At 44.0% G+C, this 26,895-nt stretch carries 27 protein-coding genes, 1 tRNA gene and 1 riboswitch; of the genes, 14 read left to right on the top strand and 14 right to left on the bottom strand.

Going from position 1 to position 26,895, the window contains the following annotated elements; genetic code table 11:
- Positions 1-17: 17 nt before the first annotated feature.
- From AM279_RS12710 to AM279_RS12700, 3 genes are all read left to right on the top strand, one after another.
- The gene (locus tag AM279_RS12710; RefSeq protein WP_054408407.1) at positions 18-1,196 is read left to right on the top strand and encodes an MFS transporter; all 1,179 of its coding nucleotides are present in this window, start codon (positions 18-20) and stop codon (positions 1,194-1,196) included.
- A 119-nt stretch (positions 1,197-1,315) separates the two neighbouring features.
- A tRNA-Ile gene (locus tag AM279_RS12705) sits at positions 1,316-1,389 on the top strand.
- Between the two features lie 91 nt (positions 1,390-1,480).
- Complete coding sequence (locus AM279_RS12700; protein WP_074961723.1) at positions 1,481-1,852, top strand: hypothetical protein; 372 nt, start codon at positions 1,481-1,483, stop codon at positions 1,850-1,852.
- 216 nt (positions 1,853-2,068) lie between these two features.
- Here the strand turns inward: AM279_RS12700 and AM279_RS12695 are convergent, their stop codons facing one another.
- Both AM279_RS12695 and AM279_RS12690 read right to left on the bottom strand, forming a co-directional pair.
- Positions 2,069-3,967 (bottom strand): amidophosphoribosyltransferase, encoded by a 1,899-nt coding sequence (locus tag AM279_RS12695; RefSeq protein WP_054408406.1) that lies wholly within the window; start codon positions 3,965-3,967, stop codon positions 2,069-2,071.
- Positions 3,968-4,026: 59 nt separating this feature from the next.
- The gene (locus tag AM279_RS12690) at positions 4,027-4,971 is read right to left on the bottom strand and encodes a PfkB family carbohydrate kinase (RefSeq protein ID WP_054408405.1); all 945 of its coding nucleotides are present in this window, start codon (positions 4,969-4,971) and stop codon (positions 4,027-4,029) included.
- 175 nt (positions 4,972-5,146) lie between these two features.
- On the opposite strand from AM279_RS12690, the gene AM279_RS12685 reads away from it, so the two are divergent.
- Both AM279_RS12685 and AM279_RS12680 read left to right on the top strand, forming a co-directional pair.
- On the top strand, positions 5,147-6,061 hold the full coding sequence (locus AM279_RS12685; RefSeq protein WP_054408404.1) for a phospholipase D family protein: 915 nt from the start codon (positions 5,147-5,149) through the stop codon (positions 6,059-6,061).
- Positions 6,062-6,177: 116 nt separating this feature from the next.
- Positions 6,178-8,442 (top strand): beta-L-arabinofuranosidase domain-containing protein, encoded by a 2,265-nt coding sequence (locus tag AM279_RS12680; protein ID WP_054408403.1) that lies wholly within the window; start codon positions 6,178-6,180, stop codon positions 8,440-8,442.
- Between the two features lie 58 nt (positions 8,443-8,500).
- Here the strand turns inward: AM279_RS12680 and AM279_RS12675 are convergent, their stop codons facing one another.
- From AM279_RS12675 to mscL, 3 genes are all read right to left on the bottom strand, one after another.
- Positions 8,501-8,908 (bottom strand): hypothetical protein, encoded by a 408-nt coding sequence (locus AM279_RS12675; protein ID WP_143090457.1) that lies wholly within the window; start codon positions 8,906-8,908, stop codon positions 8,501-8,503.
- Between the two features lie 302 nt (positions 8,909-9,210).
- Positions 9,211-10,200, bottom strand: a complete 990-nt coding sequence (locus AM279_RS12670; RefSeq protein WP_054408401.1) for an aspartate-semialdehyde dehydrogenase — start codon at positions 10,198-10,200, stop codon at positions 9,211-9,213.
- A 255-nt stretch (positions 10,201-10,455) separates the two neighbouring features.
- Positions 10,456-10,842, bottom strand: coding sequence for a large conductance mechanosensitive channel protein MscL (gene mscL, locus AM279_RS12665; protein ID WP_054408400.1), 387 nt, complete (start codon positions 10,840-10,842; stop codon positions 10,456-10,458).
- A 145-nt stretch (positions 10,843-10,987) separates the two neighbouring features.
- Between mscL and AM279_RS12660 the strand changes: the two genes are divergently transcribed.
- Positions 10,988-11,632, top strand: a complete 645-nt coding sequence (locus AM279_RS12660) for a DUF4919 domain-containing protein (RefSeq protein WP_054408399.1) — start codon at positions 10,988-10,990, stop codon at positions 11,630-11,632.
- A gap of 6 nt (positions 11,633-11,638) precedes the next feature.
- Positions 11,639-12,112: a hypothetical protein gene (locus AM279_RS12655; protein WP_054408398.1), complete on the top strand. Its 474-nt coding sequence runs from the start codon at positions 11,639-11,641 to the stop codon at positions 12,110-12,112.
- Here AM279_RS12655 and AM279_RS12650 read toward each other — a convergent pair whose 3' ends face one another.
- Genes AM279_RS12650 through AM279_RS12625 form a run of 6 tightly spaced genes read right to left on the bottom strand, consistent with a single transcriptional unit; the run spans position 12,113 to position 17,291 of the window.
- A complete protein-coding gene (locus tag AM279_RS12650; RefSeq protein WP_054408397.1) occupies positions 12,113-14,554 on the bottom strand; it encodes a bifunctional UDP-N-acetylmuramoyl-tripeptide:D-alanyl-D-alanine ligase/alanine racemase in 2,442 nt (813 codons plus the stop codon). It abuts the gene before it with no gap.
- A 2-nt stretch (positions 14,555-14,556) separates the two neighbouring features.
- Entirely contained in the window at positions 14,557-14,976 is a 420-nt protein-coding gene (locus tag AM279_RS12645; RefSeq protein WP_054408396.1) for a type II toxin-antitoxin system VapC family toxin, read from the bottom strand.
- Complete coding sequence (locus tag AM279_RS12640; protein WP_054408395.1) at positions 14,976-15,233, bottom strand: DUF6364 family protein; 258 nt, start codon at positions 15,231-15,233, stop codon at positions 14,976-14,978. Before AM279_RS12640 ends, AM279_RS12645 begins: the two co-directional genes overlap by 1 nt.
- A 46-nt stretch (positions 15,234-15,279) precedes the next feature.
- Positions 15,280-15,975, bottom strand: coding sequence for a hypothetical protein (locus AM279_RS12635; protein ID WP_054408394.1), 696 nt, complete (start codon positions 15,973-15,975; stop codon positions 15,280-15,282).
- Between the two features lie 4 nt (positions 15,976-15,979).
- On the bottom strand, positions 15,980-16,639 hold the full coding sequence (locus AM279_RS12630) for a hypothetical protein (protein ID WP_054408393.1): 660 nt from the start codon (positions 16,637-16,639) through the stop codon (positions 15,980-15,982).
- A gap of 10 nt (positions 16,640-16,649) precedes the next feature.
- Positions 16,650-17,291 (bottom strand): thymidine kinase, encoded by a 642-nt coding sequence (locus AM279_RS12625; protein ID WP_054408392.1) that lies wholly within the window; start codon positions 17,289-17,291, stop codon positions 16,650-16,652.
- 103 nt (positions 17,292-17,394) lie between these two features.
- Here AM279_RS12625 and AM279_RS12620 point away from each other — a divergent pair, with 103 nt between their 5' ends.
- From AM279_RS12620 to AM279_RS12600, 5 genes are all read left to right on the top strand, one after another.
- Positions 17,395-18,783 carry a hypothetical protein gene (locus tag AM279_RS12620; RefSeq protein WP_054408391.1) on the top strand — a complete coding sequence of 463 codons (1,389 nt, stop codon included), beginning with the start codon at positions 17,395-17,397 and terminating at the stop codon, positions 18,781-18,783.
- A gap of 8 nt (positions 18,784-18,791) precedes the next feature.
- Positions 18,792-19,520 carry a 16S rRNA (cytidine(1402)-2'-O)-methyltransferase gene (rsmI, locus tag AM279_RS12615; RefSeq protein WP_054408390.1) on the top strand — a complete coding sequence of 243 codons (729 nt, stop codon included), beginning with the start codon at positions 18,792-18,794 and terminating at the stop codon, positions 19,518-19,520.
- A 301-nt stretch (positions 19,521-19,821) separates the two neighbouring features.
- Entirely contained in the window at positions 19,822-20,451 is a 630-nt protein-coding gene (locus AM279_RS12610; RefSeq protein ID WP_054408389.1) for a class I SAM-dependent methyltransferase, read from the top strand.
- A complete protein-coding gene (locus AM279_RS12605) occupies positions 20,448-21,203 on the top strand; it encodes a hypothetical protein (protein ID WP_054408388.1) in 756 nt (251 codons plus the stop codon). The genes AM279_RS12610 and AM279_RS12605 overlap by 4 nt, the downstream gene beginning before the upstream one ends.
- A gap of 48 nt (positions 21,204-21,251) precedes the next feature.
- Positions 21,252-21,319: riboswitch (Fluoride riboswitch) on the top strand.
- Positions 21,320-21,346: 27 nt separating this feature from the next.
- On the top strand, positions 21,347-22,642 hold the full coding sequence (locus AM279_RS12600; RefSeq protein ID WP_173571680.1) for a voltage-gated chloride channel family protein: 1,296 nt from the start codon (positions 21,347-21,349) through the stop codon (positions 22,640-22,642).
- A gap of 122 nt (positions 22,643-22,764) precedes the next feature.
- Here the strand turns inward: AM279_RS12600 and AM279_RS12595 are convergent, their stop codons facing one another.
- Both AM279_RS12595 and AM279_RS12590 read right to left on the bottom strand, forming a co-directional pair.
- Positions 22,765-23,121 carry a helix-turn-helix domain-containing protein gene (locus tag AM279_RS12595; protein WP_054408387.1) on the bottom strand — a complete coding sequence of 119 codons (357 nt, stop codon included), beginning with the start codon at positions 23,119-23,121 and terminating at the stop codon, positions 22,765-22,767.
- 2 nt (positions 23,122-23,123) lie between these two features.
- Positions 23,124-23,453: a type II toxin-antitoxin system HigB family toxin gene (locus tag AM279_RS12590; RefSeq protein ID WP_054408386.1), complete on the bottom strand. Its 330-nt coding sequence runs from the start codon at positions 23,451-23,453 to the stop codon at positions 23,124-23,126.
- 95 nt (positions 23,454-23,548) lie between these two features.
- Between AM279_RS12590 and recJ the strand changes: the two genes are divergently transcribed.
- Both recJ and AM279_RS12580 read left to right on the top strand, forming a co-directional pair.
- The gene (recJ, locus tag AM279_RS12585) at positions 23,549-25,246 is read left to right on the top strand and encodes a single-stranded-DNA-specific exonuclease RecJ (RefSeq protein ID WP_054408385.1); all 1,698 of its coding nucleotides are present in this window, start codon (positions 23,549-23,551) and stop codon (positions 25,244-25,246) included.
- Positions 25,247-25,459: 213 nt separating this feature from the next.
- Positions 25,460-25,813: a hypothetical protein gene (locus tag AM279_RS12580; RefSeq protein WP_054408384.1), complete on the top strand. Its 354-nt coding sequence runs from the start codon at positions 25,460-25,462 to the stop codon at positions 25,811-25,813.
- Between the two features lie 159 nt (positions 25,814-25,972).
- Here the strand turns inward: AM279_RS12580 and AM279_RS12575 are convergent, their stop codons facing one another.
- Positions 25,973-26,716 carry a UDP-2,3-diacylglucosamine diphosphatase gene (locus tag AM279_RS12575; protein WP_054408383.1) on the bottom strand — a complete coding sequence of 248 codons (744 nt, stop codon included), beginning with the start codon at positions 26,714-26,716 and terminating at the stop codon, positions 25,973-25,975.
- Positions 26,717-26,895 lie beyond the last annotated feature (179 nt).

Raw genomic sequence — 26,895 nt, 5'->3', positions numbered from 1 at the left:
AAGAAGAAATAAGATTTATGAAACGTAGTTTACTCCCCCTTGCCCTGGGCGGGCTTACCATAGGCATTACCGAATTTGTAATGATGGGGCTTTTGCCTGATATTGCTACCGACCTTGATGTGAGTATTACCAAGGCGGGCTACCTTATATCGGCCTATGCACTGGGTGTGGTTATAGGTGCGCCGCTGCTGGTTGTGGCGGGCCGTAATTTTCCCCCGAAGAAAATGCTGGTAATACTGGCTATAATGCTAATGGTTTTTAACGGGCTTTCTATAATAGCCCCCGGGTTTAACCTGCTGTTGGTGTCCAGATTGCTTTCAGGGCTGCCACACGGCGCTTTCTTTGGTGTTGGGGCAGTGGTGGCTGCACGCCTTGCTGATAAGGGCAAGGAGGCGCGCTCTGTGGCTGTAATGTTTAGCGGACTTACCGTGGCTAATGTGGTGGGTGTGCCGCTGGGTACTTATGTAGGGCACCACCTGCACTGGCGCTATACCTTTGTAATTATTGCGGCTATTGGCTTGTTAACAATACTTGCAATGTTACTGTGGATGCCCAATCTTGAAAAGGAGAAACAGGCGGGTATGCGCAGCCAGATGGGCTTTTTTGCTAAACCACAGGCCTGGCTCATTATTTTTATTGTATCGATAGGGGCAGGAGGGTTGTTTTGCTGGATAAGCTATATTGCCAAACTGCTTACGGATATTTCGGGCTTTGAAGAAACCAGTGTGCCTTATATTTTAATGATTGCCGGTGTAGGTATGGTAGTGGGTAACCTGCTGGGTGCCCAGGTGGCCGACAGGTTCTCTCCGGCTTATGCGGTATTGGTTACGCTGCTGCTTATGGGGCTAACGCTTACGGGTGTTTACTTCCTGTCTGACTCTAAAGTTATTTCGCTTATATTGGTTTTTGCTACAGGATGCATTTCGTTTGCGCTTATTGCCCCGGTGCAAACATTAATGATACAAACCGCCAAGGGATCTGAAATGATTGCCTCGGCGGCTATACAGGCCAGCTTTAATATTGGTAATGCCCTTGGTGCTTTTTTAGGCGGCCTGCCAATTGATGAAGGCTATGGTTTTGCATCGCCAAACCTGGTGGGTGTGGCTATGGTGCTGCTGGGCGCACTGGGAACAGTGGCTTTTATTAAGTTTTTTGGTAGCGAAAAACCGGCAGAAAAGGTTATGCTTATGCATTAATTGTCCTGTGGGCTTTGTTAAGAATGCTGTGTTTCAGTGTTATAAAAACCAATAAAAAATTATGTAGGTTTTTATTTGGTTACAAGTAAAAATAGTCTTAATATTGCACCCACAAAACCGGTCCTATAGCTCAGTTGGTTAGAGCACCTGACTCATAATCAGGTGGTCCCTGGTTCGAGCCCAGGTGGGACCACTGGTTTTACAAGAGCCCTTGCAGTAATGCAGGGGCTTTTTTGTTTGTAGGTGTGTGCTTTGTATTTAGAATAAGCTTAAACGAATTTAATATGGTAAGTCAGTTTGTAAAGCATTATAAAGGTTTAGGCGATACATCAGTTTATAAAGTTTTATATGAAGAACAAATTGATGTGGAGCTTAAAATAACATCGAAAACAATTCAGGTTGATGTGCTTAGTTATAACTGGAATGAAAACAAGTGGCAATACCTTGAATTGTATTTTAAAGATGTGCAGGATTTTGTCTTAAAGCAAAACGACATGGTTTTGAATGATGTTTTTATTGAAGATGGTGCTTTAATTACATTCGACTTTTTTCCTGTTGACTTTTTTCATTACACTACTGAAAATTCTGATTCGCCCTTTAAAATTAAGTGCTTGTCGTTTGAATATAAAGTAGTAAAGGACAAGTTGGACAGTTGAGTTTTTTATAAATAAACATGAGTTAAAAATAAAAAAAAGGGAAAACCGAATCAGTTTTCCCTTTTTTGCCCCCAAAAATACCGTAAAATCTAAATGTTTTACTAATGCTATTTTGAGTAAAAGTATATGTAACCGCCGTTGTGTGCAAACATATTAGTTGAAAAGCATCTTTTTTCGATGAAATGCACTTTTTGGTCGGTTTTTGTACGAATTGCCTTAGTAAGCCCTGGCGTCGTTACCTTCATAATAGTTAAGGAACGCCTTGTTTACCACCCTGTTACCGCCCGGTGTAGGGTAGTCTCCGGTAAAATACCAGTCGCCTAAGTTTTTAGGGCAGGCAGTATGCAGGTTATCTACACTCTGGAAGATAATCTTAACCTCTGCGCTAATATCTTTGGTAGTAAGCATCTGTGCAATCTTGTCGCTTATTTCCTGGTCTGTAAACCGAGCATATATTTCGGTAACAAAGTTTACCACTTCAGCATCAGGCAGGTTTTCCTGTGCTTTACTCTTATTGTATACGTCGTCTACCACATGGGCCATTCCGCGCTCTTTAAGCAGCTCTATTGCGGCCTGGAAGGCAATAAGCCCCTCAAGCTTGGCCATATCTATGCCATAACAGTCAGGATAGCGAATTTGTGGCGCGCTGCTTACAATAACAATGCGCTTAGGGTTGAGTCTGTCCATCATTTTAATGATACTCATTTTAAGCGTGGTGCCACGCACAATAGAGTCGTCTATAATAACCAGGTTATCCTGTGGCTTAATAACGCCGTAAGTAACGTCATATACGTGCGCTACAAGATCGTCACGGCTGCTGTCTTCAGTAATAAAGGTGCGCAGTTTGGCGTCTTTAATGGCAATCTTCTCAGTACGTATTTTAACCGATAGCAGTTCTTTAAGCGTTTCTTCGGTAAGCTCAGTACGCCTGCGCAGTATTTCGTTGTTTTTACGATCGTTCAGGAAGTCCTGTGCGGCCTCTACCATGCCGTAGAACGATGTTTCGGCAGTGTTAGGTATGTATGAGAAAACTGAGTTGTCGGTATCGTCTTCAATAGCTTCAAGAACCTGTGGCAGCACAAGGCGGCCCAGTTGCTTGCGCTCTTCATAAATTTCGGCATCGCTGCCACGAGAGAAGTAAATACGCTCAAAAGAACAGGCTTTCTTTTCTTTGGCAGGGATGATTTCCTTAACCGAGATATCGCCGCTTTTTTTGATTATGATGGCATGGCCCGGGTCAAGTTCCTGAACATCGTCAAACGCTACATTAAATACGGTTTGTATAACCGGCCTTTCAGATGCTACCACGGCAATTTCATCGTCATGGTAAAAATATGCCGGGCGGATTCCGTTAGGGTCGCGGAACACAAACGAGTCGCCGTGGCCTATAAGTCCGGCCATTGCATACCCGCCGTCCCACTGCTTGCTTGCGCGCTTCAGTATACGGGCTATATCAAGCCTTTCGCTTATTACGGCGCTGGCTTCGTTTTTATTGTAGCCTTCTTTTTTACATTCCTGATACAGGTCTGCCACTTCATCATCAAGAAAATGGCCTATTTTTTCCATTACGGTAACGGTATCGGCAAGTTCTTTAGGGTGCTGGCCAAGCTCTACAAGGCTGTCGAATAGCTCGCGAACGTTAGTCATGTTAAAGTTGCCGGCCACAATAAGGTTGCGGTGCATCCAGTTATTCTGGCGCAGGAACGGGTGTACGCTCTCAATGCTGTTTTTGCCAAACGTACCATAGCGCACGTGGCCCAGGTATACTTCGCCAATGTATGGTATGTGCTCCTTTTGCAACGCCACGTTATCGGCATATTCCGGGTGCGCGGCAAGCTCATCGCTAATGCGGCCGTTTATTTGTGCAAAAACGTCCTGTATGGGTTGTTGCTGGTTGCTGCGCACACGGCTTATGTAGCGCTGCCCGGGTTCAACATCCATTTTAATGCTGGCAAAACCGGCACCATCCTGTCCGCGGTTGTGCTGTTTTTCCATAAGCAGGTACATTTTCTGTATGCCATAGAAAGCAGAACCGTATTTTTCTTTATAGTATTCCAGTGGCTTTAAAAGCCTTAAAAGTGCTATGCCACATTCGTGTTTTAATGCATCGCTCATAGTGTGTGTTGTGTGTAGTTATATTAAAAAAAGCCCCGTAGTGAGGCCTTAGTTTTTGTTTAAGCGTTAGTTTCCTGTGTGTCAAGCGCAATGTCAAACTGCGTAAGCGCCCTGAACTGTTGCAGGCGGTCAAGCACTTCGGTTTTGGTAAGTTTTTCCATGCGCTGTGTGCCAAACTGCTCTACGCAGAATGACGCCAGGTTACTGCCGTAAATAATACCGTTTTTAAGGTTTTCAAAGGCAATGTTTTCGCTTTGGGCAATGTAGCCTGCAAAGCCACCTGCAAAGGTGTCGCCTGCGCCGGTTGGGTCAAACACATCCTCAAGTGGAAGTGCCGGTGCAAAAAACACGTTAGAACCGTGAAACAGCAGTGCACCGTGCTCGCCTTTTTTGATTACCACATATTTAGGACCCATCTCATGAATTTTGGCGGCAGCCTTAACCAGGCTGTATTCGCCGCTAAGCTGGCGGGCTTCTTCGTCGTTTATGGTTATTACATCTACGCGTTTCATTACCTCTTTAAGCTCAGGCAGGGCGCAGTCCATCCAGAAGTTCATGGTGTCAAGCACCACAAGCTTAGGGGTGGCGGTTAGCTGATCCAGCACGCTTATTTGTACAATAGGGTGCAGGTTGCCCAGCATTACCACATCGGCATCGGTAAAATTAGCGGGTACCTTAGGCTGAAAATCGGCCAGGGTGTTAAGCTCTGTTACCAGGGTGTCGCGACTGTTAAGGTCGTTATGGTAGCGGCCGCTCCAAAAGAAGGTTTTGCCGCCCTTAACCACTTCAATAGCGCTGATGTCGATGTTTTTAGATGTAAGGAGGTCAAGGTATTCCTGCGGGAAGTCTTCGCCCACAACAGATACTATGGCGCTTTTCACTTTAAAAAATGAAGCCGAAAGGCCAATGTAAGTGGCGGCTCCGCCGAGTATTTTATCGGTTTTGCCGAAAGGCGTTTCAATGGCGTCAAATGCCACGGTACCCACAATGAGTAACTTGTTCATTATACAGGAATAAAAATTGAGGGGCAAAGATAATGTATAAGTTGCACAAGCGCAATAGGTGTAGTATCAATTTGGTTTATGGGGTTATAGACTGTGTGTCATTAAATTATCTTCTTAATTTTTTGTTAAATCCATAAGGTAAATTATATTTACATCCTCCTTTTAAACAAACATTATGAGTAAATTTATTACAGGCAAAGAACTTATTGATACCATTGACAGCATTATTTGGGATGCTGAGAAAACACTTTTGATTGTATCCCCGTTTATCAAATTAGATGGCCCATTCAAAAAGAATTTCAAAAAACATATAAATAATCCGGCTTTGAAATTGGTTGTTGTTTTTGGTAAGAACGAAAACGCGGTACAAAAAAGTCTTAATAAAGAAGATTTTGAGTTTTTCAAGTCTTTTAAAAATGTGAGTGTTATTTATGAGCCAAAATTACATGCTAAATACTATGGCAATGAAAAGAAAGGTGTAATAACTTCAATTAACTTATATGATCATTCAGTAGAGAATAATATTGAGTTTGGGGTGTTTAGTGAACAGACACTGCTAACCCAGCTAAGTGGCAGTAATCATGATTTGGATGCATGGCAAAAGTGCATAGAGATAGCTAACAATGGTAAAGTAGTGTACATTAAAAGGCCTGTTTATGAACAAAAAAAGTTCATAATTAATTATAGCAAGGTTTACATAGATTCTGAAGTGCTTGTAGATGATACAGACTACTTTTATGAGAAGAAGAAAACCACTTTTAGTGATAGAAAGTTAGGTAGCTTTCCGGAAGAAATTGATTCTGAAAGTGTAAGACCTGTGCGTGATGAGCGACCAATTCGTGAAGAAAGGAAAGTGGCGGAACCGTCTGTACAATATAAATCCGTTAATAATTATCAGGCACAACCATCAAAAGGATATTGTATAAGAACGGGAGAGCAAATCCCTTTTAATCCGAATCAGCCATTGTCATATAGCGCGTGGAAAATATGGAATGAATTTGGAAATGTAGACTTTCCGGAGAAGTTTTGCCACCTAACAGGCAGGCCGTCTAATGGAAAAACTTCATTTAGGAAACCCATATTAGGTTAGTTGTAGCTTTTAGCCAATAATCTTTTCTAAATACTTACCCTGTACTATTTTAATTAAATTAGTATAGAATAGTATAATGTTTATATTTGTGGTCAATATAACCATAAATACTTCATATGCATATTTTTAGAAAATACGCCTTGCTGCTAATTGCTGTTTTTGCACAGGCACAAACCACCCCGCAGCTATCTGTAAGCATTAACCATTATGATAAGGTTACCCACATTTTAAACGATAAAGCTACAGTTACGGGACTTACTGCAGCCAACCTCAAACTGCAATCGTCGGTGTGGCAGGTTAGTGGCAGGGCTATCTCTGTTAAAGGTAATGCAACGGCTAAAGATGTTAGCGTTACTTTTACCTGTACATCTGGCACTGTAGAAAATGCGTCAGTATCTGTACATCTTGATTTTGAGGGATGGAGCCAGGCTAACTATGTGCTTATGCCGGCTGCGGTATACAACGGCAACCGCGCAGAGGTGCGCAACATAGGCTACTGCCCGTTTGTTAACGATGTGGCCGACCTTGGGCCTGATAAACCGCAGCTGATTACCGATGTACCCCGCCTGGGCAACACCCCTGGCACATGGCGCATACAGCAGCGTACCGGAGACATGAGCACTCCGGGAATTGGATTTTACACACCGGGAGCCAGACGTTCTTTTATAATGCTTACGCCACAGGGCACGCCGTTTGGTGATAGTGGTATTGATATAGAAGAAAATACTGCTGAAAACCGTGCTGCCATAACGTACACAGCACCTGTAGTGCGTGAACAGTACAGGTACTTTATTGCCAATGCCCATGTACCTTCTACCGATGAAGGGGCAACCTTTAAGGCTGGCGATTCGGTTACACTTACCTTCAGGATGTATGACAGTAAATGCAAGAGTATACAGGAATTGTTTGGGCAGTTTGCCACCACGCGCAATGATGTGGTGCCGCATCCTGAACCAGCACCTAACTTCAGGAGTTTTTCTACGGCGTTTGGTATTATCGAGGATAAATTCAATACTAAAAACTTTGTGCCTGAATTTGGTTATTATGCTGTGGGTTTGCGCGAAAACCCCTGCCAGGACTGGCAAATAGGCTGGGTGGGAGGTATGATTTCTACTTACCCGCTCCTGTATGACGGTAATGAAACATCTGTACAAAACGTTATCAGGAATTTTGACTGGCTGCTTCCTAACGGTATTTCGCCAAGCGGCTTTTTTTGGGATACCGGCGAGAAAGGCAATGTGTGGATGGGTATTTTTCGGGATATATCCCTGGCAAAAAACCTGCACCTGGTGCGCAAAAGCGGCGATGGCCTGTATTATTGCCTTAAGCAGTTTTACCTTATGGAACAAAAGGGCATACCTGTTAAGCAACCGTGGAAAGAGGGTTGTAAAACCGTAGCCGACCGTTTTGTGGCCAACTGGAAAAAATACGGCCAGTTTGGCCAGTTTGTAGATAATTATACGGGCGAGGTTGTAATAGGCGGTTCGGCAAGCGGGGGTATTGTGCCTGCGGCACTCATACTGGCATATCAATATTATGGTAATCCGGAGTATTTAAATGTAGCCAAAGAAGCGGCAGCTTATTACAACGATAATTTTGTAACAAAAGGGGTTATTTATGGCGGCCCCGGCGATGCTATGCAAAATTATGACAGCGAGGCTACTTATGGGCTATTGGAAAGTTACACGGTTTTGTATGAGGCTACCGGAGATAAAAAATGGCTGGCCGTAGCCGAAACTGTGGCACAGCAATTTGCCACATGGGTTACAGGTTATGATTATGCATTTCCGCCAGACAGTGATTTGGGCAGGATTAATGCACGAACTACCGGTACTGTTTGGGCCAACACCCAAAACAAGCACGCTGCACCGGGCATTTGTACACACAGCGGGGTGGCATTACTAAAACTATACCGTGCTACCGGAAACGCATTTTATCTTGATTTGTTAAATGATATAAGCCATACACTGCCTCAATACGTTTCTACAGATGAACGCCCCATAGGCAGGCTTGAAAACGGCTGGGTAAGCGAGCGTGTAAGTACCACAGACTGGCTTGAAGGTATAGGACAGCTTTGTGTGGGTACTTCGTGGGCTGAAACATCTGTTATACTTACTAATACAGAAGTGCCGGGCATTTATATTGATTTGGAAAAGAATACAATAGCGGTTAATGACCATGTAGGGGTAAGGGTGCTTAGCCAGGCTAAAAGTGTATTTGAAATAGAGCTTAAAAACCCAACAGATGCTGCCGTTATAATCAAGGTTTTAGCAGAACGCAGCAGAGATAAAAAAGTGCCTTTAGGTAACCTGCCCCTGGTTAAAGCTAAAGTTGTAAGGCTGCAACCCGGGGCCACACAGGTATTGCAGTATGAAAAATAAAACGGGGGATGGTATTACCATCCCCCGTTTTATTTAGATTTTAGTAGTGTACTGTAAATTACCTGCGGGTTATTTTGGCATCAATCATATTGGCAAATTTCTTTGCTTCTTTAAGGTTGCCTTCCCAAACGTTTATTGATACAGAATTGCCGGTAGCCAGTTTAAGGCTAAGGGTGTGTTTTTTGTTAACATTAAATAGCGATACGCCCATAAGGATAAGGCCAATTGCTATAAATATAGCGTTTACAAACCAGTCTTTTTCATTAGTTACAAAAGGAAATGCAAATAGCACGGCTGGTAGTGCTATAAAAAACAGGCTTTTTGGTAGTGGCCTTGATGTAAAACTTACTTTTTTAAGTTCGTGGAGCGGCACTTCGGTTTCTTTGTGTGCCGAAGCAAGTACAATTTTGTCAGCAAAAATCTTTCCGCAAGAATTGCTGAATTGAGGAGTTTCTAACGTCGTCATTTTAAAGCTATTTTTTTGCATAATTACGTAAATGTTAAACAACAGGTTTGTTCTTTAACAAAACTTTAAAATATTAAACTGTAGGAATTGGTTTCAATTTAATACTTAAACGCCCTATTTGTGGGCTTTTTCGCAATTTTTAGTTCAACAATGCTTAAAAAAAATAAAAAGTTAAAAAATGCATTTTAATGTTGAGATTATAATGAAAAAATGATTAAAGATTATTATGTAAGCAATGATAAAATAAAACCCCGTAATGTAATAATAACGTTACGGGGTTTAGGTATTAACTAAAAAACTAATTAAACAAGATTGTTTGCCACCAGGTATTCGGCAATCTGAACGGCATTAGTGGCGGCACCTTTACGAAGGTTATCGGCTACAATCCACATATTAAGTGTGTTGGGCTGGGTTTCATCGCGGCGTATGCGGCCTACATAAACATCATCCTTACCTTCTGCATACAGCGGCATAGGGTATTCAAACGCGCTAATGTTGTCCTGAACTACCACACCCGGGGTTTCGGCCAGTACCCGGCGCACATCGTTAATATCAAAATCATTGCTAAACTCAATGTTTACGCTTTCGCTATGTCCGCCCACGGTAGGTATGCGCACAGTTGTTGCAGTAACCCTGATGCTGTCATCGCCCATAATTTTCTTGGTTTCGCGCACCATTTTCATTTCTTCCTTAGTATAGCCGTTGTCTTCAAACACGTCTATCTGCGGGATGGCGTTGCGGTGAATAGGGTATTTGTAAGCCATTTCGCCTTCAATACCTGCATATTCGTTTTCAAGCTGCTTAACGGCTTTAACGCCGGTGCCGGTAACGCTTTGGTAGGTGCTTACCACAATACGCTCAATGTTGTATTTTTTGTGCAGCCCGCTAAGCGCCAGTACCATTTGTATGGTAGAGCAGTTAGGGTTTGCTATAATTTTGTCTTCAGGTGTAATTTCGCGGGCATTTATTTCAGGAACCACCAGTTTTTTGGTTGGGTCCATGCGCCATGCGCTTGAGTTATCTATAACGGTAACACCAGCTGCGGCAAATTTAGGAGCCCACTCTTTAGAGGTATCGCCACCGGCCGAGAAAAGCGCTATTTGCGGCTTAAGGCTTACGGCGGTTTCAAGGCTTACCACCTTAAACGTATTTCCCTTAAACTCGATTTCTTTACCAACCGACCTCTCCGAAGCCACAGGAATCAGTTCAGTCACCGGGAAATTCCTCTCTGCCAGTACCTTTAACATTACTTCGCCTACCATTCCGGTAGCGCCTACAACAGCAACTTTCATAGTGTTTAAATGTTATTAAATTTTAAGATGAGGCAAAATTAGTTATAAAACTGTTTCAAAACGCAAAAATATAACAAAGAAAAACCGCCTTTTCGGGGCGGTTTTGTTAGACAATTGAATATATAGTATAGCGGAAACGTCTTAATTAACAGATTGTAACAAAAGTAGATAAATAGTTGTGCTATAGTGATAAAAAATCAGTCCGCCAGTTTCTGTTGAACAATCTGAATAATCCAAAAATCGAAATATCGGTAATTACGGCCTGCTTTTTAGGGCATCGCGAATTTCCATAAGCAATTTTTCCTCGTTAGTAGGTGCAGGCGGTGCTGCGGGCTTGGCCTCTTCTTTTTTGCGCATAGAGTTTATAAGCTTAACAATAACAAACAGTGCAAACGCCACGATTATAAATGAAATCACATTGCTTAAAAAGTTGCCATACTTAACACCGGCACCCCACGTAAGTTGCTTTATATCTTCAAGGCCGGCCTTCTCTAAAAGCGGGGTTAGTATAAGCGGTGTAATAATATCTTCTACCAGCGATTTTACAATGGCGCTAAACGCAGCACCAATAACAATACCCACGGCAAGGTCTACCACGTTCCCTTTCAGGGCAAAGTCTTTAAATTCTTTAAAAAATCCCATAAGCAATACAAATTTTAGGTTTTTAATAATTGTGTTTGGAAAGCCTAAGTTACGAAAACAATATTATACGTTCCTGAAAAAGTATTTAAAGCGATGTGAAGAGGTGTTAAAAGTTGGTATATTTACAAAAATCAAATATTGAATCATGACACTAAAAACCCAACAATTTATTGCTTTTTTTTGCATTATATCTTTTATGAGTTGCTTTGGCCAGGCGGCTAAAAAAACACCGGCTACTAAAGATACCTATGCCAACTATGTAAAAAAACTTGAAGAGGGTAATACCGATATAGATTATACTGATTTTAGGCACAGTTTTTTAGCAAGCGGCGAGCATAATACATCTTCGGCAGAGACTATGAAGCTAAAACAGGAAATGTACAGGGCCGCAGATGAAAAACAATACCCCGAAGTGATTAAAATTGGCCGTAAAATGCTGGAAATAGATTATACTAATATGTATGCGCACAAATACCTGCAGCAAAGCTATAAGATTTTAGGTGATGAGGCTAATTTTAAAAAACACCATGATATTGAGTTTGGTTTGTTGCGGTCTGTTACCGGCAGTGGCGATGGCGCTACCTGCGAAACAGGCTGGCATGTAATAAAAGTTGAAGAAGAGTATTTTGTTTTAGAAATGATGGGTGTAACCATAGTAAAGCAAAGTATTGCCGCAGCAGGTAAGGCTTGCGATAAAATGGACGTTAAAACCGAAGCCGGTAAAAACAAAACCTATTATTTTGAAATAAGCAGGGTGCTTGAGGCCAGGGCTGATGCAAAGAAAAATTAAGCGGTTATGAAAAAAGCACTTATAATAGTATGCGCAGGATTGTTTTTGGGTTTTGGTAAGCCTGGTAAAGCAGAGTTTTATTTTGCACTTAGTACTTATAAGCATTCTGAGGGGTTAGACCAAACGGTGTATGATTATAGGCTTGATGGTAATAAGCTGACTGTGACTTCACACTGGCTTTATGCCGACTCGGCTTTCGAACGTTTGTATGCAGAAACAATAAGCCCTGCTGCCATCGCAAAATTGAAATCTGTAAACCTTGATGCGTTAGGCGATGAATATATTAATAACTGTATTTCAGCTACGGAAGGTGCGGAATATAAAATAACTACAGGTTACCATAACGATACCAAGAGCGTGTATCTATATCATTATTATAAGGAAGAAATAGAAAAGCTGGTTGCTGAACTTAACAAACTGGTTCCTGAAAAAAATAAAATTGATTATGTGGGTGCTGATACAGAGCAGGACTGCAACTAACTACTCCTTAAAAAACACCCGTTTAACCCGTTGCGAAATACTGGTGAGTATTTCATAAGGTATGGTGCCCAGTGACTGTGCCATTTCTACTACACTTGGACTGTCGCCAAAAATAATGGCGGTGTCGCCCTCACGGCAGTCAATACCCGTAATATCTACCATAAGCATATCCATACAAATGCTGCCTATAATGTTGGCCTTGTGCCCGCCTATGGTTACAAACCCTTTGCCGTTGCCCCACGCACGCGGAATACCGTCGGCATAGCCAATGGGTAGCGTGGCAATAGTGGTGGTGTGGCCGGCCATAAAACGGCGGCTGTAGCCCACGCTATCTCCGGCGGGTACTTCCTTAATTTGTAGTATTATGGTTTTGAGTGTGCCCACGGTTTGCAGGCTTTGGCGTTCGGTGGCATCATTGCCCACGCCGTAGAGGCCTATGCCCAGGCGCACCATGTTGTACTGCGCTTCGGGGTAATTGTATATGCCCGATGTGTTGAGTATATGGCGCAGCGGGTTTATGTTCAGTTCTGCCATAAGGTGTGAAGACCATGCGTCAAACTTAGCAATCTGCTCCTGTGTAAAATCCCTGAACTGTAAATCGTCACTCGCCGAAAGGTGTGAGAAAATACTTTTAACGCTCACCAGGTTGTTGTTGCGCAGCAGGGTTATGAGTTCCGCCAGCTGGTTTTCCTGGAAGCCCAGGCGGTGCATGCCGGTGTCTAATTTTATATGGATGGGGTAACTGCTCAGGTTTTTTTGCTGTGCCATGGCAATAAACGAACGCAGCTCGCGGGCCGAATAAATCTCAGGCTCTAAATTATAGGCAGCCATAGCAGCAAACGCACTGCTTTCGGGGTTCATGACAATGATGGGGGTACTTATGCCCGCATTGCGCAGGGCGATACCTTCATCGGCGAAAGCAACACCTAAATAATCAATCTTTTGGTGGCTTAGGGCCTTGGCAATTTCATAACTGCCAGCGCCATAACCAAAAGCCTTAACCATCACCATAATTTTGGTTTCGGGTTTCAGGCGGCTTTTGTAAAAGTTGAGGTTATGTACAACCGAGTTAAGGTTGATTTCAAGTACCGTTTCGTGGGTCTTTTCTTCAAGGAACACCACAATCTCATCAAAACGGAAACTGCGCGCTCCCTTAATAAGTACGGTTTCGTTACTGAATGAACTGGCACGGTAGTGCGCCAAAAACTCCTGTGTGGTTTTGTATGGGTAAAAGTTAGGGAAATCGGCCAGTTCGCGGCTTATGGTTTCGCCTATGCCTATTACCTGGCTTATGTTGTGGCTCGCCAAAAGCTTTGCCACCTTCGCGTAGAGCACGCCGGTGTCAAACCCGGATTGGAAAACATCCGACAGGATAACCGTGGTTTTTTGGTGGGTTTTGTGTTGCTCTAAAAAGTCGAGCGCTATTTTAAGGCTTTGGTAGTCAGAACTAAAACTGTCGTCAATCAGGGTGCAACCGTTAATGCCGTTTTTTACCTGTAGGCGCAATTCAACCGGGTACAGGCCTGCAAGGCGTTCGGTAATAACAGTGTGGCTGTAGCCCATATGTAGCATGAGCACCATGCAGGTTATGGCATTTTCTACAGATGTATCATCCGTAAACGGAAGGGTAACATCAAAAATGCTTCCGTTATAAACAATTGATAAGATGGTGCTGCCGGAATCCTGTGTTTTGGCAACCTGAACATCGGCGCCGGCTTCAAAGCCCCAGGTAAATGTTTTTATTTGGAAGGGGAGCAGGGCTTCAATGGCCTCGTTTTTCTGAAGGATGAGCACGTCTACATTGGTAAACAGCTTTAACTTTTCAGCTATCTTTTCCTCACGGCTCACAAAGCCCTCATCGTGCGCGGCGCCTATGTGGGTTAGTATACCGATGTTGGGCTGTATGATGGGCTCCAGTTTTTCCATTTCGCCCACGGTAGAAATACCCGCCTCAAAAATGCCCAGGTTGTGGTGCTCGTTAATGCCGATAACCGATAGCGGCACCCCCACCTGAGAGTTGTAGCTCTTAGGGCTGCGGATAATGTTATAATCAGGGCTTAGCAGGTAGTTGAGCCATTCTTTTACAATGGTTTTGCCGTTGCTGCCCGTTATGGCTATCACCGGGAAATTATACAGCCCGCGGTAGTAAATGGCAAAATCCTGTAGTGCTTTGAGGGTACTATCCACCACAAAGAAGTTAGCCTTGCCTTCGGTGCCATCAGGTATGTGGGTTACCACAAAATTACGCACTCCTTTGTCTATAAGCGCGGGTATAAACTGGTGGCCGTTGCGGTTTTGGCCGCCAAGGGCAAAGAATAAAGTGCCTGCGTTGTTTTGCAGCGACCGGCTGTCTATAGACACGTTGTCTATTTCCATATCGGGCTGCGGGCCGTTAAACCGGGCGTTAAGGGCAGGGGTTATGTGGGTGGTGTGGACGCTCACGATTATCTTTTATTGATTGATGCCAAAAACTCTGATGGAGTCATAATAGGAATCTCACTATTCTTAAAGTCTTTTTTATTCCGGGTAATAAATACATCACATTTATGTTGTATTGCGCTGAAGTACTGTACCGCATCCTCAAAATCATTAAATCCTGAATGTAGGCTTTTGTCAATAATTGTTTCATTCACATCGGTTACTTCACACAAAATTCTAAACCGGGTCAACAAATCAGTAATCCCTGGCAGGCCATAAGATTTTTCCAAAACATAATGGGTGTTTACAAACGTGAGAGATGAAGCAGCCATTTTTAAATTTTGGTTATCAGCTATTGTTGCAATTTCTGCAATGTCTTCAAAAAAAGGCTCCCTCTCACCCAGTAGGTCAATTACTACATTAGTGTCTAAAAATAATTTATGCATTATTTGTGTTTTTCTGCATAATGATCTCCTAATGCTTTTTTATAATCAAAATCAGCGGGAATGCCAGACTTTATGCTAAGACTTCTTACAAAAGGTGAAATTTTAATTTCCTCTACATTATTTGTCGATTCTTTTTCCAGTGTTATCTTATCCAAAAAAGACTGTATTATAGATGACAGGCTCCTGTTTTGTTCAGACGCATACACTTTTGCTCTTGCAATAGTGTCGTCATTTATATTTAATGTAAGCTTAGACATAATAAAAAGTATTATACGTACAAATATACAAAACGTATACGTGTAATTAAAATTGTATCACCTGTGTTTCTGTAAACTCTTCGTCTTCGCTGTAAAACTCCCATTTTACGAGTATACGGTCACCTTTAAAAATAACGGTATCCATCATGGCGTTGCCAACGGAATAATCCGTGTTTTTGAAGGTTACAGATTTTGTAATGCCTTTAGTAAGATCGGTTGCTTCTATAATAAGCTTGCCATCTCTGACAATTTCATCGTTTATAAAAAAAGTACGGGTTACTACCTGTCCAAGTTTTGTATTAAAGCCTAAAACACTTTCAAAGTCAATAGCTTTATCCTTGTTGTTTTTTGGTAAAGCCAAAATAGCCCGGCATTCGGTAGCGCAGGCGTGGTCCATAAAAATATGGGTGTCGGTCTCGTCTAAAAACTGAGGCATAAACTGCCCCCGGTATTCTAATACATGCGGGTATTTATACACCCTTTTTACATTGCCTTTTTGCCATTGTATGTAAGCATCGGTAAAACGGGTGCTGTCGTTCTTAACCATGTAGGTAATATTCCAGCCATGGGGAGTTGTTACCGGCTGTACATTATAATAATTGGTATACGTGGTATCGGTGTCGGCTATGGGTATAAACTGGTCTGTGCTGTCTGGCAATTGCGCCTTAATGTTGTCTGATAAAAGTGAGGGCTGCCCACATGCTGCAAGCAGTACTATAAACAGTAAGGAGATGTATTTCATATCGCTAAAACGCAATGGTCTTCATTTCGGTTATGTTTGTGCTTCCATCGCTATTGCCGTATATTTTAATTTCTTTGCCGTTAAATTCGGCTTTTAAGAGGCAGGAGGTTTCAGGTAAAACGCTACAGGGTTTTGTAAATTGAACTGATTTTTTTATGCCCGATTTCAGGTCGATAGCCTCTACGGTAAGTTCGTTAGTTGAATAACTGCTTTCGGGTATATATGCTATCTGTGCAAAAGCCGTGTTGTAACCTATTATGTAAGAAAATTGCTGCGGGGCTTTGGTGTTTTTAGGTAGTAGTAATACGGCATTGCCACCCCTTACCTCGCTTTCCATAAAAATATAATCGGTGGTTTCGGTCTTAAATACAGGCGTAAAGTAAGACTGGAGTTCTAATAAGTGGTTACCGGTGTAGGTTTGTTTAACCCCGCCTTTAGACCATTGTATGTACAGGTCTTTTTGCCTGGTTGAGTCGTTTTTAACCAAATACGTTATCTTCCAGCCGCCGGGAGTAATGGTGTCTTTTATATTCCTTGTGTAATGCGGTTCTGTGTCGGCAATTTCGCTGTAGGGTATTAAGTCGCCTTCTGTAATGGTTGCATCTTTTGCAGGATTATTACATGCCGCAAGCAGTAGTATAAGCAGTAAGGAGATGTATTTCATGTTGCAAAACTTACAAACTCTCGGCCTTATCGTCTGCCCTGTCGTGCGTTGTGTGTTGCTCCCCTTTGGGGTCGGGGGCTTTCATGGCGGCGTAATAGGCGGCACGGCTCAGGGGCTCATATTCCTCGGTTTCGCCTAAAAGCACCAGGTTGTTTCCGGCGGCTTTTCTAAAACTGTAGTTGGCCAGGTTGCCGGTGCGGGTACACACGGCGTGCACTTTGGTAACATATTCGGCCGTAGCCATAAGGGCAGGCATGGGGCCAAAGGGGTTGCCTTTAAAGTCCATGTCAAGGCCGGCTACAATAACGCGGATGCCACTGTTGGCAAGGTCGTTGCATACGGCTACAATTTCGGCATCAAAAAACTGGGCTTCGTCTATGCCCACCACGTCGCAGTTTTGTGCCAGCAGCCTGATGTTTGCTGCGTGGGGCACGGGAGTGGAGCGAATTTCGTTGCTGTCGTGCGATACCACCATTTCATCGTGGTAGCGGGTATCTATGGCGGGCTTGAAAATTTCAACCTTTTGTTTGGCAAACTGCGCACGCTTAAGGCGGCGAATGAGCTCCTCGGTTTTTCCCGAAAACATAGACCCGCAGATTACCTCAATCCACCCGAACTGTTCTTTATGGTTAACTGTATTTTCGAGAAACATTTTGCAATTTGTAGGGATAAAAACACAAATGTTTTGTGTTACTTTGTGTATAAAACAAATGTATTAAAAAACTATTGCGCCACTCCTTATTATCTTAAAAGTTATGAAGAAAAAGTTAGAAGCCGAACTGATGAGCATTGCCCACCGCATACTGAAACTTAAAAACAGGGCCGAACTTGACCAGTTGCAGCTGGAAGTGCTAAAGCTGTATGAAAAGCTATCGGTGCTAAAATTTGTTGAAGACCATTATGGCGGTGCAGAGCCCACAATAGGGCGTGCTTCGGCTTTGGGAACACTTGAAGATATATATGGTATAGAGGAGGTAGCGCCGGTGCATGCCAACGAGCAGGAAGCTGCCGAAGATGCTGCACGCGCCAAAAAAGCGGAAGAGGCTAAGAAAGATGAAGCGGAAAAGGCTGATGAAGCCCCTGTAGCGGAAGGCGAGGAAACCGAACCGGCAGAGGAGGCTAAAACAGATGCGCAAAAAGAGGAGGAAACCGCTGAGGAAGAATTAGCGCCTGAGGCTGAGGAAACGGTGGCTGAAGAGAAAGAGGCAGAACCTAAAGCGGAAGCAGAGGCTGAAACGGCTGTGGAAGAGGAAAAAGAAGAGGAGGCCCCTGTAGCCGATGGTGAGGAAACTGAAGTAGCTGAGGAGGAAGTGCCGAAAGAGCCAAAGCAGGAAATAGAAAAACCTGAACTACCCAAAGTGGAGCAGCCTGAGCACCAGGAACCGGAAGAAGAGCCTGAAGTAAAAGTACAGGTTGAAAAACCTGCTGAAGATATAAAAGCCGAGGAAGCATCGGCGAAAGCGGTATTTGAAAAAGAAATTGACGCTACTATTGAGGAGCAGGAAAAAGCGGCCGATGCCGAAATGCAAACCATATTGCCAAACCCTGAAACCAAGGTTGAGCCAAGCGATGCCGGGTTTGAATTTGCCTATGAGCGTAAACCTGCTCCGGAAGAGCCTGTAAAGCAAAAGGAAATTTCGTTTGAGGATTTCCAGGATTATAAAGAGCCTGAGTTTGTGCGTAAGGATAATGATGCGCCTAAAACGGCTCCGGCTGTTGATGACTGGCGCAACTGGGAGCCGAAAAAATCGGTAGAGGCTGAAAAGCCCGTTGAAACACCAAATGCTGAAGAGCCAAAACAACCTGAACCGGTGCGCGACTGGCGCGACTGGGAACCGGCAAAATCTGAACCTGAAAAACCAAAGCCGGAAGCGCCAAAAGCAGAAGCCCCTAAGCCTGTAAATACATCGCTTGGCAGGGCTATATCGCTTGGGCTTAACGATCGTATTGCGTTTGAAAAGAACCTTTTTGGCGGCAGTGCCGATGATTTAAACCGCGTGATTTCGCAGCTTAATACCCTAAATACGTTTGAGGAGGCTAAAGATTTTATAGCCGACCTGGTAAAGCCCGATTACAACAACTGGGCTAATAAAGAGGAATATGAAGAACGCTTTATGGCTATTGTAGAAAAGCGTTTCAGTTAAAATAGTGAATGAGTAAATTATACATTGTACCCACGCCCATAGGCAACCTTGAAGACATGACCTTCCGCGCTATAAAAGTGCTTAAGGAGGTTAACCTTATACTGGCCGAAGATACCCGCACCAGCGCCAAACTGTTGAAGCATTTTGAAATTGGCACACACATGGCCAGCCACCACATGCACAACGAGCACAAAACGGTTGAGGGTATTATTCAAAGGCTAAAAGGCGGTGAAACCATTGCCCTGATTAGCGATGCCGGTACGCCTGCTATTTCCGACCCCGGTTTTTTATTAACCCGTGCGTGTGTAGAGCATGGTATTGATGTGGAATGCCTGCCCGGCGCTACCGCATTTGTGCCTGCCCTTGTAAACAGTGGGCTGCCGAATGATAAGTTTGTTTTTGAAGGTTTTTTGCCCGATAAAAAAGGCCGCCAGACGCGTTTTATTGCCCTGGCTGAAGAACCGCGTACCATGATATTTTATGTATCACCTCACAAGCTGGTAAAAACCCTGGGCGAATTTGCGCAGTACTTTGGCGAAGGCCGCCCGGTATCGGTATCGAGGGAGCTGAGCAAGCTGCATGAGGAAACCGTGCGCGGTACAGCCGCTGAGGTGTTGGCGCACTTTACCAAAAAAGAACCCAAAGGCGAGATTGTAGCCATTGTGGGCGGGTTTGTTTCTGAAAAGAAGAAAAAAGGCGATAAATGGAACGCGGATGACGCGGATTCGGCTGATTAACACGGATTTTGCGTCTGAGTAAGTATTCCCCTCCCTCGCAGGGTGTTCGCCACGGCGCAACGGGGTGGTTAATGTTCTTTTGCCTTGATGCAAAAGAACCAAAAAATCAAGGCAGCAGCTTCTTATGCTACAAAATATAAGCCTCAGCTAAACGATTTGAACTCGCTTCGCTCAAACAGCAAATCGTTCTTAACGCTTCTGCTTATATTTTGCTTAACGCAACGAAGCTGAAGGCCAAAGCTTCACTCAAACCTTAAAAAAAGTCCGATAAAGCAGTGTTTTATAAATAATTTTCAAAGCCATGAAAGATACCTGGACCCAGCGCTGGGACGATCGTTATAAAGACGAAGCCTTTGCCTATGGCGAAGCACCCAACAATTACCTGAAATCACAGCTTGAAAAACTTCCGGCAGGGAAAATACTGTTTGCTGCCGAGGGCGAAGGGCGTAATGCTGTTTTCGCAGCGCAAATGGGGTGGCACGCACACGCTTTTGATATTAGCGAAGAAGGCAAAAAGAAAGCCCTGCAACTTGCGGAGGCAAATAATGTTGCTGTAGATTACCGCATTGGCGAACTATCTCAGCTGGGTTACAGCGAGGCAGAATTTGATGCCGTAGCGCTTGTTTATGCGCACTTTCCTGCAGAAATTAAGTCGGATTACCATAAAATGCTGGTGCGTTACCTCAAGCCAGGCGGCGTTGTTATTTTTGAGGCTTTCGCCAAACAGCACCTTGAATACGTTACCAAAAACCCCGCTGTGGGTGGCCCCAAGGATATCGAGAGCCTGTTTTCGTTGGACGAAATAAAAGCCGATTTCGAAGATTTTGATTTTATTACACTTGAGGAAACCGAGATTGAACTGAGCGAGGGTGTTTACCACAACGGTACGGGTTTTGTAATCAGGTTTGTAGCTAAAAAAGCATTGATATGAAAAAACTTCTCCTCTCCCTAACCCTTTTTGTCGGCATTTGTGCAAATGCCCAAAACCTTTCGGCAGACCATAAAGCCGTAATAGCTGATTTTGTAAGTTGTTTTAAAGATAACAATGAGCAGAAGCTTACGGAGCGCATCGCTTTTCCGTTAAAAAGGGAATACCCCCTGCCATCTATAAAAAATGAAAGGGAGTTTTTTAAGCGCTTTGATGAGGTGTTTGACAAGGAATTTGTTGAGCAAATCAAAAAATCAGGCAACGGAGAAGGTTGGGATGCTGTGGGTTGGCGCGGAATTATGCTGGGGGCTGGTGATATATGGCTGGATGAAGACGGTAATATAATAAGCATTAACCATCAAAGCCCTGTTGAGGCCAAAATGCGGAAGGCGCTTATTGCTGCTGAACGCGAAACAGTGCACGAGTCTGTAAAGGAATATAAAGAGCCTGTAATGGTTATGTTTACAGATAAGTTTACCATTCGTATAGACAGGATGGAAAATGGTAAATACCGTTATGCCAGCTGGAAGCGCCAGGCTAAGATGGATAGTAAACCTGAATTGATTGTCTTAAATGGCAGTTTTGAACCACAAGGGAGCGGGGGCAACCATTATTACCGTTTTGCTAATGGAAAATATGTTTATATATGTGGCATTACCGTTATTGGCGAAGATGATGCACCACCGGCCTATTTAACCGTATTGAAAAACGGTACGGAAATTTTAAACCAGGATGCTGAGGTTTTTGAACCGTAATGCTGTGGCTGTGCGCTTGCATGTCCAAAACAAATTTGCTACATTCGCAAGACAAAAGGAAATGGTGTTCTTCCTTACCCAACCGCTTTTTAAGAGCTGATGACGCCTGATTAAACAATAATGACTATTTAATCAGGAAACGTATGCCTTTTTCAGAACCCAACAATCAACGCAATCCCTACTTATTTTCAGGCTTTTTTGGCCGGTATCCTGCCGTGGTATTTATTGCCCGCTGGCTGGTTATTTGTACCATAATAGGGCTTTTGGTGGGGTCGGCATCGGCGGGGTTTTTGGTCACGCTCAATTGGGTAACCCATTTCCGTGAAAGCCATACATGGATTATTGCCCTGCTGCCGGTGTGCGGTTTGGCCATAGGGCTGCTGTACCACTATTATGGCAAAGATGTAGCGGCAGGCAACAACCTGCTTATAGCAACTATACACAACCCCGGTAAGACCATTCCGTTTAAAATGGCGCCGTTTGTGTATGTGGGCACACTGGCTACACATTTGTTTGGTGGTTCGGCGGGGCGAGAGGGTACCGCACTGCAAATGGCGGGCGCCATGGCCGACCAGCTCTCTAAACCGTTACGCCTGTCTCCCGAAGACCGTAAAATACTCATCATAGCCGCTATAGCCGCCGGATTTGGGTCGGTTTTTGGTACGCCGCTGGCCGGTGCCGTGTTTGGGCTTGAGGTGTTTTATGTGGGGCGCATTCGTTACAATGCGGTGTTCCCCGCGTTTATGGCAGCCGTTTTTGCCGATACCGTTACCCGTATGTGGCAGGTGCCGCACACACATTACTATATTGATATTGTGCCTGATGTTTCGGCATTAAATATACTGTATGCCGTGCTGGCAGGTGTGGTGTTTGGGATTTGCGCGGCGGCGTTCAGCAAGCTGACGCATAAGACTACTAAAGTTTTTCAATACATAAAATACCCGCCGTTGCGCCCGGTTGTGGGTGGTGTTATCGTGGCGGTGGCGGTTTTTGCTATTGGCACGCGCTACACAGGCCTGGGTATCCCGGTAATTGTGGAATCGTTTGGTACGCAGCTACCCGCTTACGACTTTGTCCTGAAGATGGTGTTTACTATTGTTACGCTTTCCGCCGGTTTTAAGGGGGGCGAGGTTACGCCGCTGTTTTTCATCGGTGCCGCTTTGGGCAGTGCGCTGTCACTCATTGTGCCGCTGCCGGTGGGGCTTATGGCAGGCATGGGCTTTGTGGCGGTGTTTGCGGGCGCTACCAATACCCCGCTGGCGTGTATGCTTATGGGTATGGAGCTTTTTGGCGCGCAGTGCGGCGTGTATGTGGCCATTGCCTGTGTGCTGGCCTATTTGCTATCGGGGCATAACAGCATTTATAGCGGGCAGGTTATTGGCGAAGCGAAGAATAACAGGCTTTTGGGTGATGTTGAGAAACGGGTAGGGGAGTTGTAGCCCTTTTATGGAACGCGGATGACGCGGATTGAACGGATGAACGCGGATTTTTTTCAGGTGCCGTCTTTGCGAGCGGAGTTTACGGAGCAATCTTTTAAGAAGGAGTATTTCGTATTGGTTTCTTAAGCCGATTGCATAAAAATTTCTGCAGGCAGGTTAAAAAACTCCCTTAACTTTTTTGCCATTTTTAAAGTGATTTCCCTTTTTCCAGAGAGAACTGAAGATACATGACCTTTTGTGCCGATTATAGGTTCAAGGTCTTTGGCTATTAACCCGCGCTCTTCCATTTTAAGTTTAATAACTTCAATAGGGTCAAGTTCAGGTATGGTTATATGCTTGTCTTCATAATCTTTTACCAACACTAAAAGCAGTTCAAGCTCGTCGTTTTCAGGAGTATTTTGCTCAGGATTAAAAATCTGCATAGTACGCAGCACTGCTTTTTGATAATCGGCTTCTGTTTTTAAAACTTTCCATTCCATAATTACTCTTCTTTAAAGTTTAAAATATTGATATCGAAATCTACTGTTGCAACATCTATTTTGTCGTATTCAGCATGTGTGCCAAACCAAATTATATAGGCTGCCATCTGTTTAAAGTTAACTGAAACTACAAGCCTGAAATCATTGCCTTTAATATTGAATACTATGCGGTTATTGGCTACGATGCTTGCATTTCCATAAATCTGCTTAACCTCATTAAAATTATTGAACTTCTGTTTTAAAAACTCATGATACCATGTTAATAACGCTGTTCTTGCCTTCGGATATTTGTGAATGTAGTACAGGACGGACCGTTTTACAATAATATTCATGTTGTGAGGTTTTCATTTTGCAAACCTACAAAATAAATCAATATAAATTGCGCAAAACTTTTTTTGGCAGTAATTTCGGCATCAATCACAAAACCATGCGCTGGAACCTCAAACCCACCCCAAATCTTCATACCACCCAAGAACTGGCCGATGCACTGGGAGTAGATACCGTTATTGCCGGGCTGCTGGTGCAGCGGGGTGTACAAACGTTTGACGAGGCACGGCAGTTCTTCCGCCCGAGCCTGGATGATTTGCACGACCCGTACCTTATGAAGGATATGGATAAGGCTGTGCAGCGCATTGAGCAGGCCATTGAAAATAACGAAAACATACTGGTCTTTGGCGATTATGATGTAGACGGCACTACCGCCGTGGCGCTCATGTCGTCTTACCTGAAGTCGGTTTACCTGAATGTGGATACGTATATACCCGACCGCTATGCTGAAGGGTATGGCGTTTCAACAGCAGGGATTGATTATGCCGATGACAACGGCTGCACGCTGATTATTGCGCTTGACTGTGGCATCAAGTCAATCGATAAGGTGGAATATGCCAAAGCTAAGAGCATCGACTTCATCATCTGCGACCACCACCGCCCGGGCGATACCCTGCCCGATGCTGCTGCGGTGCTCGACCCCAAGCGCGACGATTGCACCTACCCGTATGATGAGTTGTGCGGCTGCGGCGTGGGCTTTAAGCTGGTGCAGGCACTGGCGGGCAACCGTGGGCAAACCATTCTGGATTTAATGCCGTACCTCGACCTGGTGGCTACGGCTATTGCGGCCGATATTGTGCCCATTACCGGAGAGAACCGTGTGCTGGCTAAATTTGGCCTACAGGTTATCAATACCAAGCCCAGGCCGGGTATAAAGGCGCTCATCCAAAACCTTAAGCGAAAAGAACTGGTTATAAGCGATGTGGTATTTGTTATCGCACCACGTATTAATGCTGCCGGTCGAATTAAGCACGGTAAGTATGCAGTGCAGCTGCTTACTGAATTCAACTTGAACCAGGCTGAAGAATTTGCCGGGCAGATTGAGCAGCTTAATGCCGATCGTAAAGACCTGGACAAGCAAATTACCGTAGAGGCCCTGCGGCAGATAGACGAGCGCGGCGACCACAACCGCTTTACCACCGTGGTGTTTCAGGAAGACTGGCACAAGGGGGTAATAGGTATTGTGGCTTCGCGGTTAACCGAGACGTATTACAGGCCCACGCTGGTGTTTACCAAGAGTGGCGATAAGCTGGCGGCTTCTGCACGGAGTGTTAAGGATTTTGATGTGTATAACGCCCTTGAGGCCTGTGCCGAACACCTGGAGCAGTTTGGCGGGCATATGTATGCGGCCGGGCTTACACTGCTGGAGGAGCAATATGAAGCCTTCAGGGATAAGTTTGAGCAGGTGGTGGCATCAACTATTGACCCTGCGCTTTTAACGCCTGAGATAAGCGTGGATGCCGAGATTGACTTTGTAAACATTACACCTAAATTCCACCGGATATTAAAACAGTTTGAGCCTTTTGGGCCGGGTAACATGACACCCGTGTTCCTGAGCCGTAACCTGCGCGATACGGGCTATGGCAAGGCTATTGGGGCTGATGGTACGCACCTTAAATTGTTTATAAAGCAACACGGTGCAAGCGAGGGTTTTGGGGCAGTGGGCTTTGGCCTTGCCTCTAAAAAAGACCTGGCCTGCAACGGCGCTGACTTTGAAGCGGTGTATAGTATAGACGAAAACGAATGGAACGGGCAGGTTAGCCTTCAGCTGAGGCTGCGGGACATGCGCTGTGAATAGTTTTTTTGTTATTTTAAATGATGAATTTTAAATTTTAAATGATTTCGGTTGCGTTAAGTAGTTAGCTGTGTCGTGTTAAGAGGTAAGTGAAGCTCCATTTAAAATTTATAATTAGCTTCGCTCAGTTCGCCAAAATGGCTCGGGTCAAAAATTTAAAATAATTATTTAGAACGATTATAAATAATTGTTATTTTTGTGCAAATCAATTTTGCAATGAAACAAGTAGAGCAACTGTATTATAATGATTTCGGGGTGGCCTTTTTCTGGAAGAAGAACGATGTTGTGCTAAAAGATAAGGTACAGCTGGTGTTTAAGGAAACGGGTTTTTACCTTTCGGGTAAAGAAGTGCAGGATTTTGCCGCTATTATAGACGATACCTTTGCCGAGATAGGCTGTGCCGGTTGCTGCCAGCGCGGGCGTTGCCATAAGTTTTTGCTGAAAACTCCGCTTAACCAGGTAGACCTTGCCGTAACCCGCAGTGAACTTTTAAATATAAAAGACCTTGTAGAAGGGGCGCTTTTCCATGCACAGCTGTTTGACTACCTTGATGATTTGTGTATGAATTGATTTTTCGATTGTTGGATTTTTCGACTATTCGATTTTTCGACATTATGTGTATATTGATCAACTCCTAAAAAATTCCGGGGAGATAGTATGTCTTCTATGATTCTCTATTGATCCGGAACCTATTTTTCGAACCGTCGAACAATCTAAAAATCCAACAATCTATTCATATTCCTTCAGTTCAAACTTCTCGCCGTCAAAAACACCATACGTAAAATAGGTAATCCAGTCGCCCAGGTTTATGTATTCGCTGTTTTGGCCTACATTAATAACCATAGGCAGGTGGCGGTGGCCAAATATAAAGTAGTCATAATGTTTTGTTTCCAGCTTACGCTTGCTGTACAAAACCAGCCACTCGTTTTCTTCTCCTAAAAATGTTACATCTTCAGCGCCGCTTATCAGTTTGTTTTTAACCGAAAGGTATTGCGCAAGCCTTACGCCCAAATCCGGGTGCAGCCAGCGGAAAAACCATTTAGACACCGGGTTTGTAAACACCTTCTTCATGCGTTTATATCCCTTATCGCCCGGGCCCAGGCCATCGCCATGGCCTATAAAGAACTCCTTATTATTAAAGGTAAAGGTTTTGGGCTTGTGGTACACGGGTATGTTAAGCTCTTTTTCAAAGTAATCGTCCATCCACAAATCATGGTTGCCTGTAAAAAAGTAAATTTCGATACCGCTGTCGCGCAGTTCGGCAATTTTACCCAGTACGCGAATAAACCCGCGCGGCACTACAGTTTTGTATTCAAACCAAAAGTCAAACAGGTCGCCCACCAGGAAAAGGGTGTGTGCATCGTGCTTAATACTGTCAAGCCAGGATACAAAGCGCTGTTCCCTTGGGAAGCTCAGCTCAGGTGTTGGTGCGCCAAAATGCTGGTCTGAAGCAAAGTATATTTTTTTGTTCATATTTGTGTGTAAGCCCAGCAAATATAAGAATATGCTGAGATATAAGCGGTTGAATTATGTGTAGTGATATTGCTTTAAAACTGTATAGTATATTTTTATATTCATAACAATAGCTATAAATTTTGTTTTTTTTAAAGAAATGTTGTCAAATCTTTAACAATGGCCGTTAAGCGTTAACT

Origin of the sequence: Flavobacterium akiainvivens (genome assembly GCF_001278115.1) — a bacterium.
Classification (GTDB): Bacteria; Bacteroidota; Bacteroidia; order Flavobacteriales; family Flavobacteriaceae; genus Flavobacterium; species Flavobacterium akiainvivens.
Note: the sequence above shows the minus strand (reverse complement) of the source record. Positions and strands in the feature narration are given on the sequence as shown.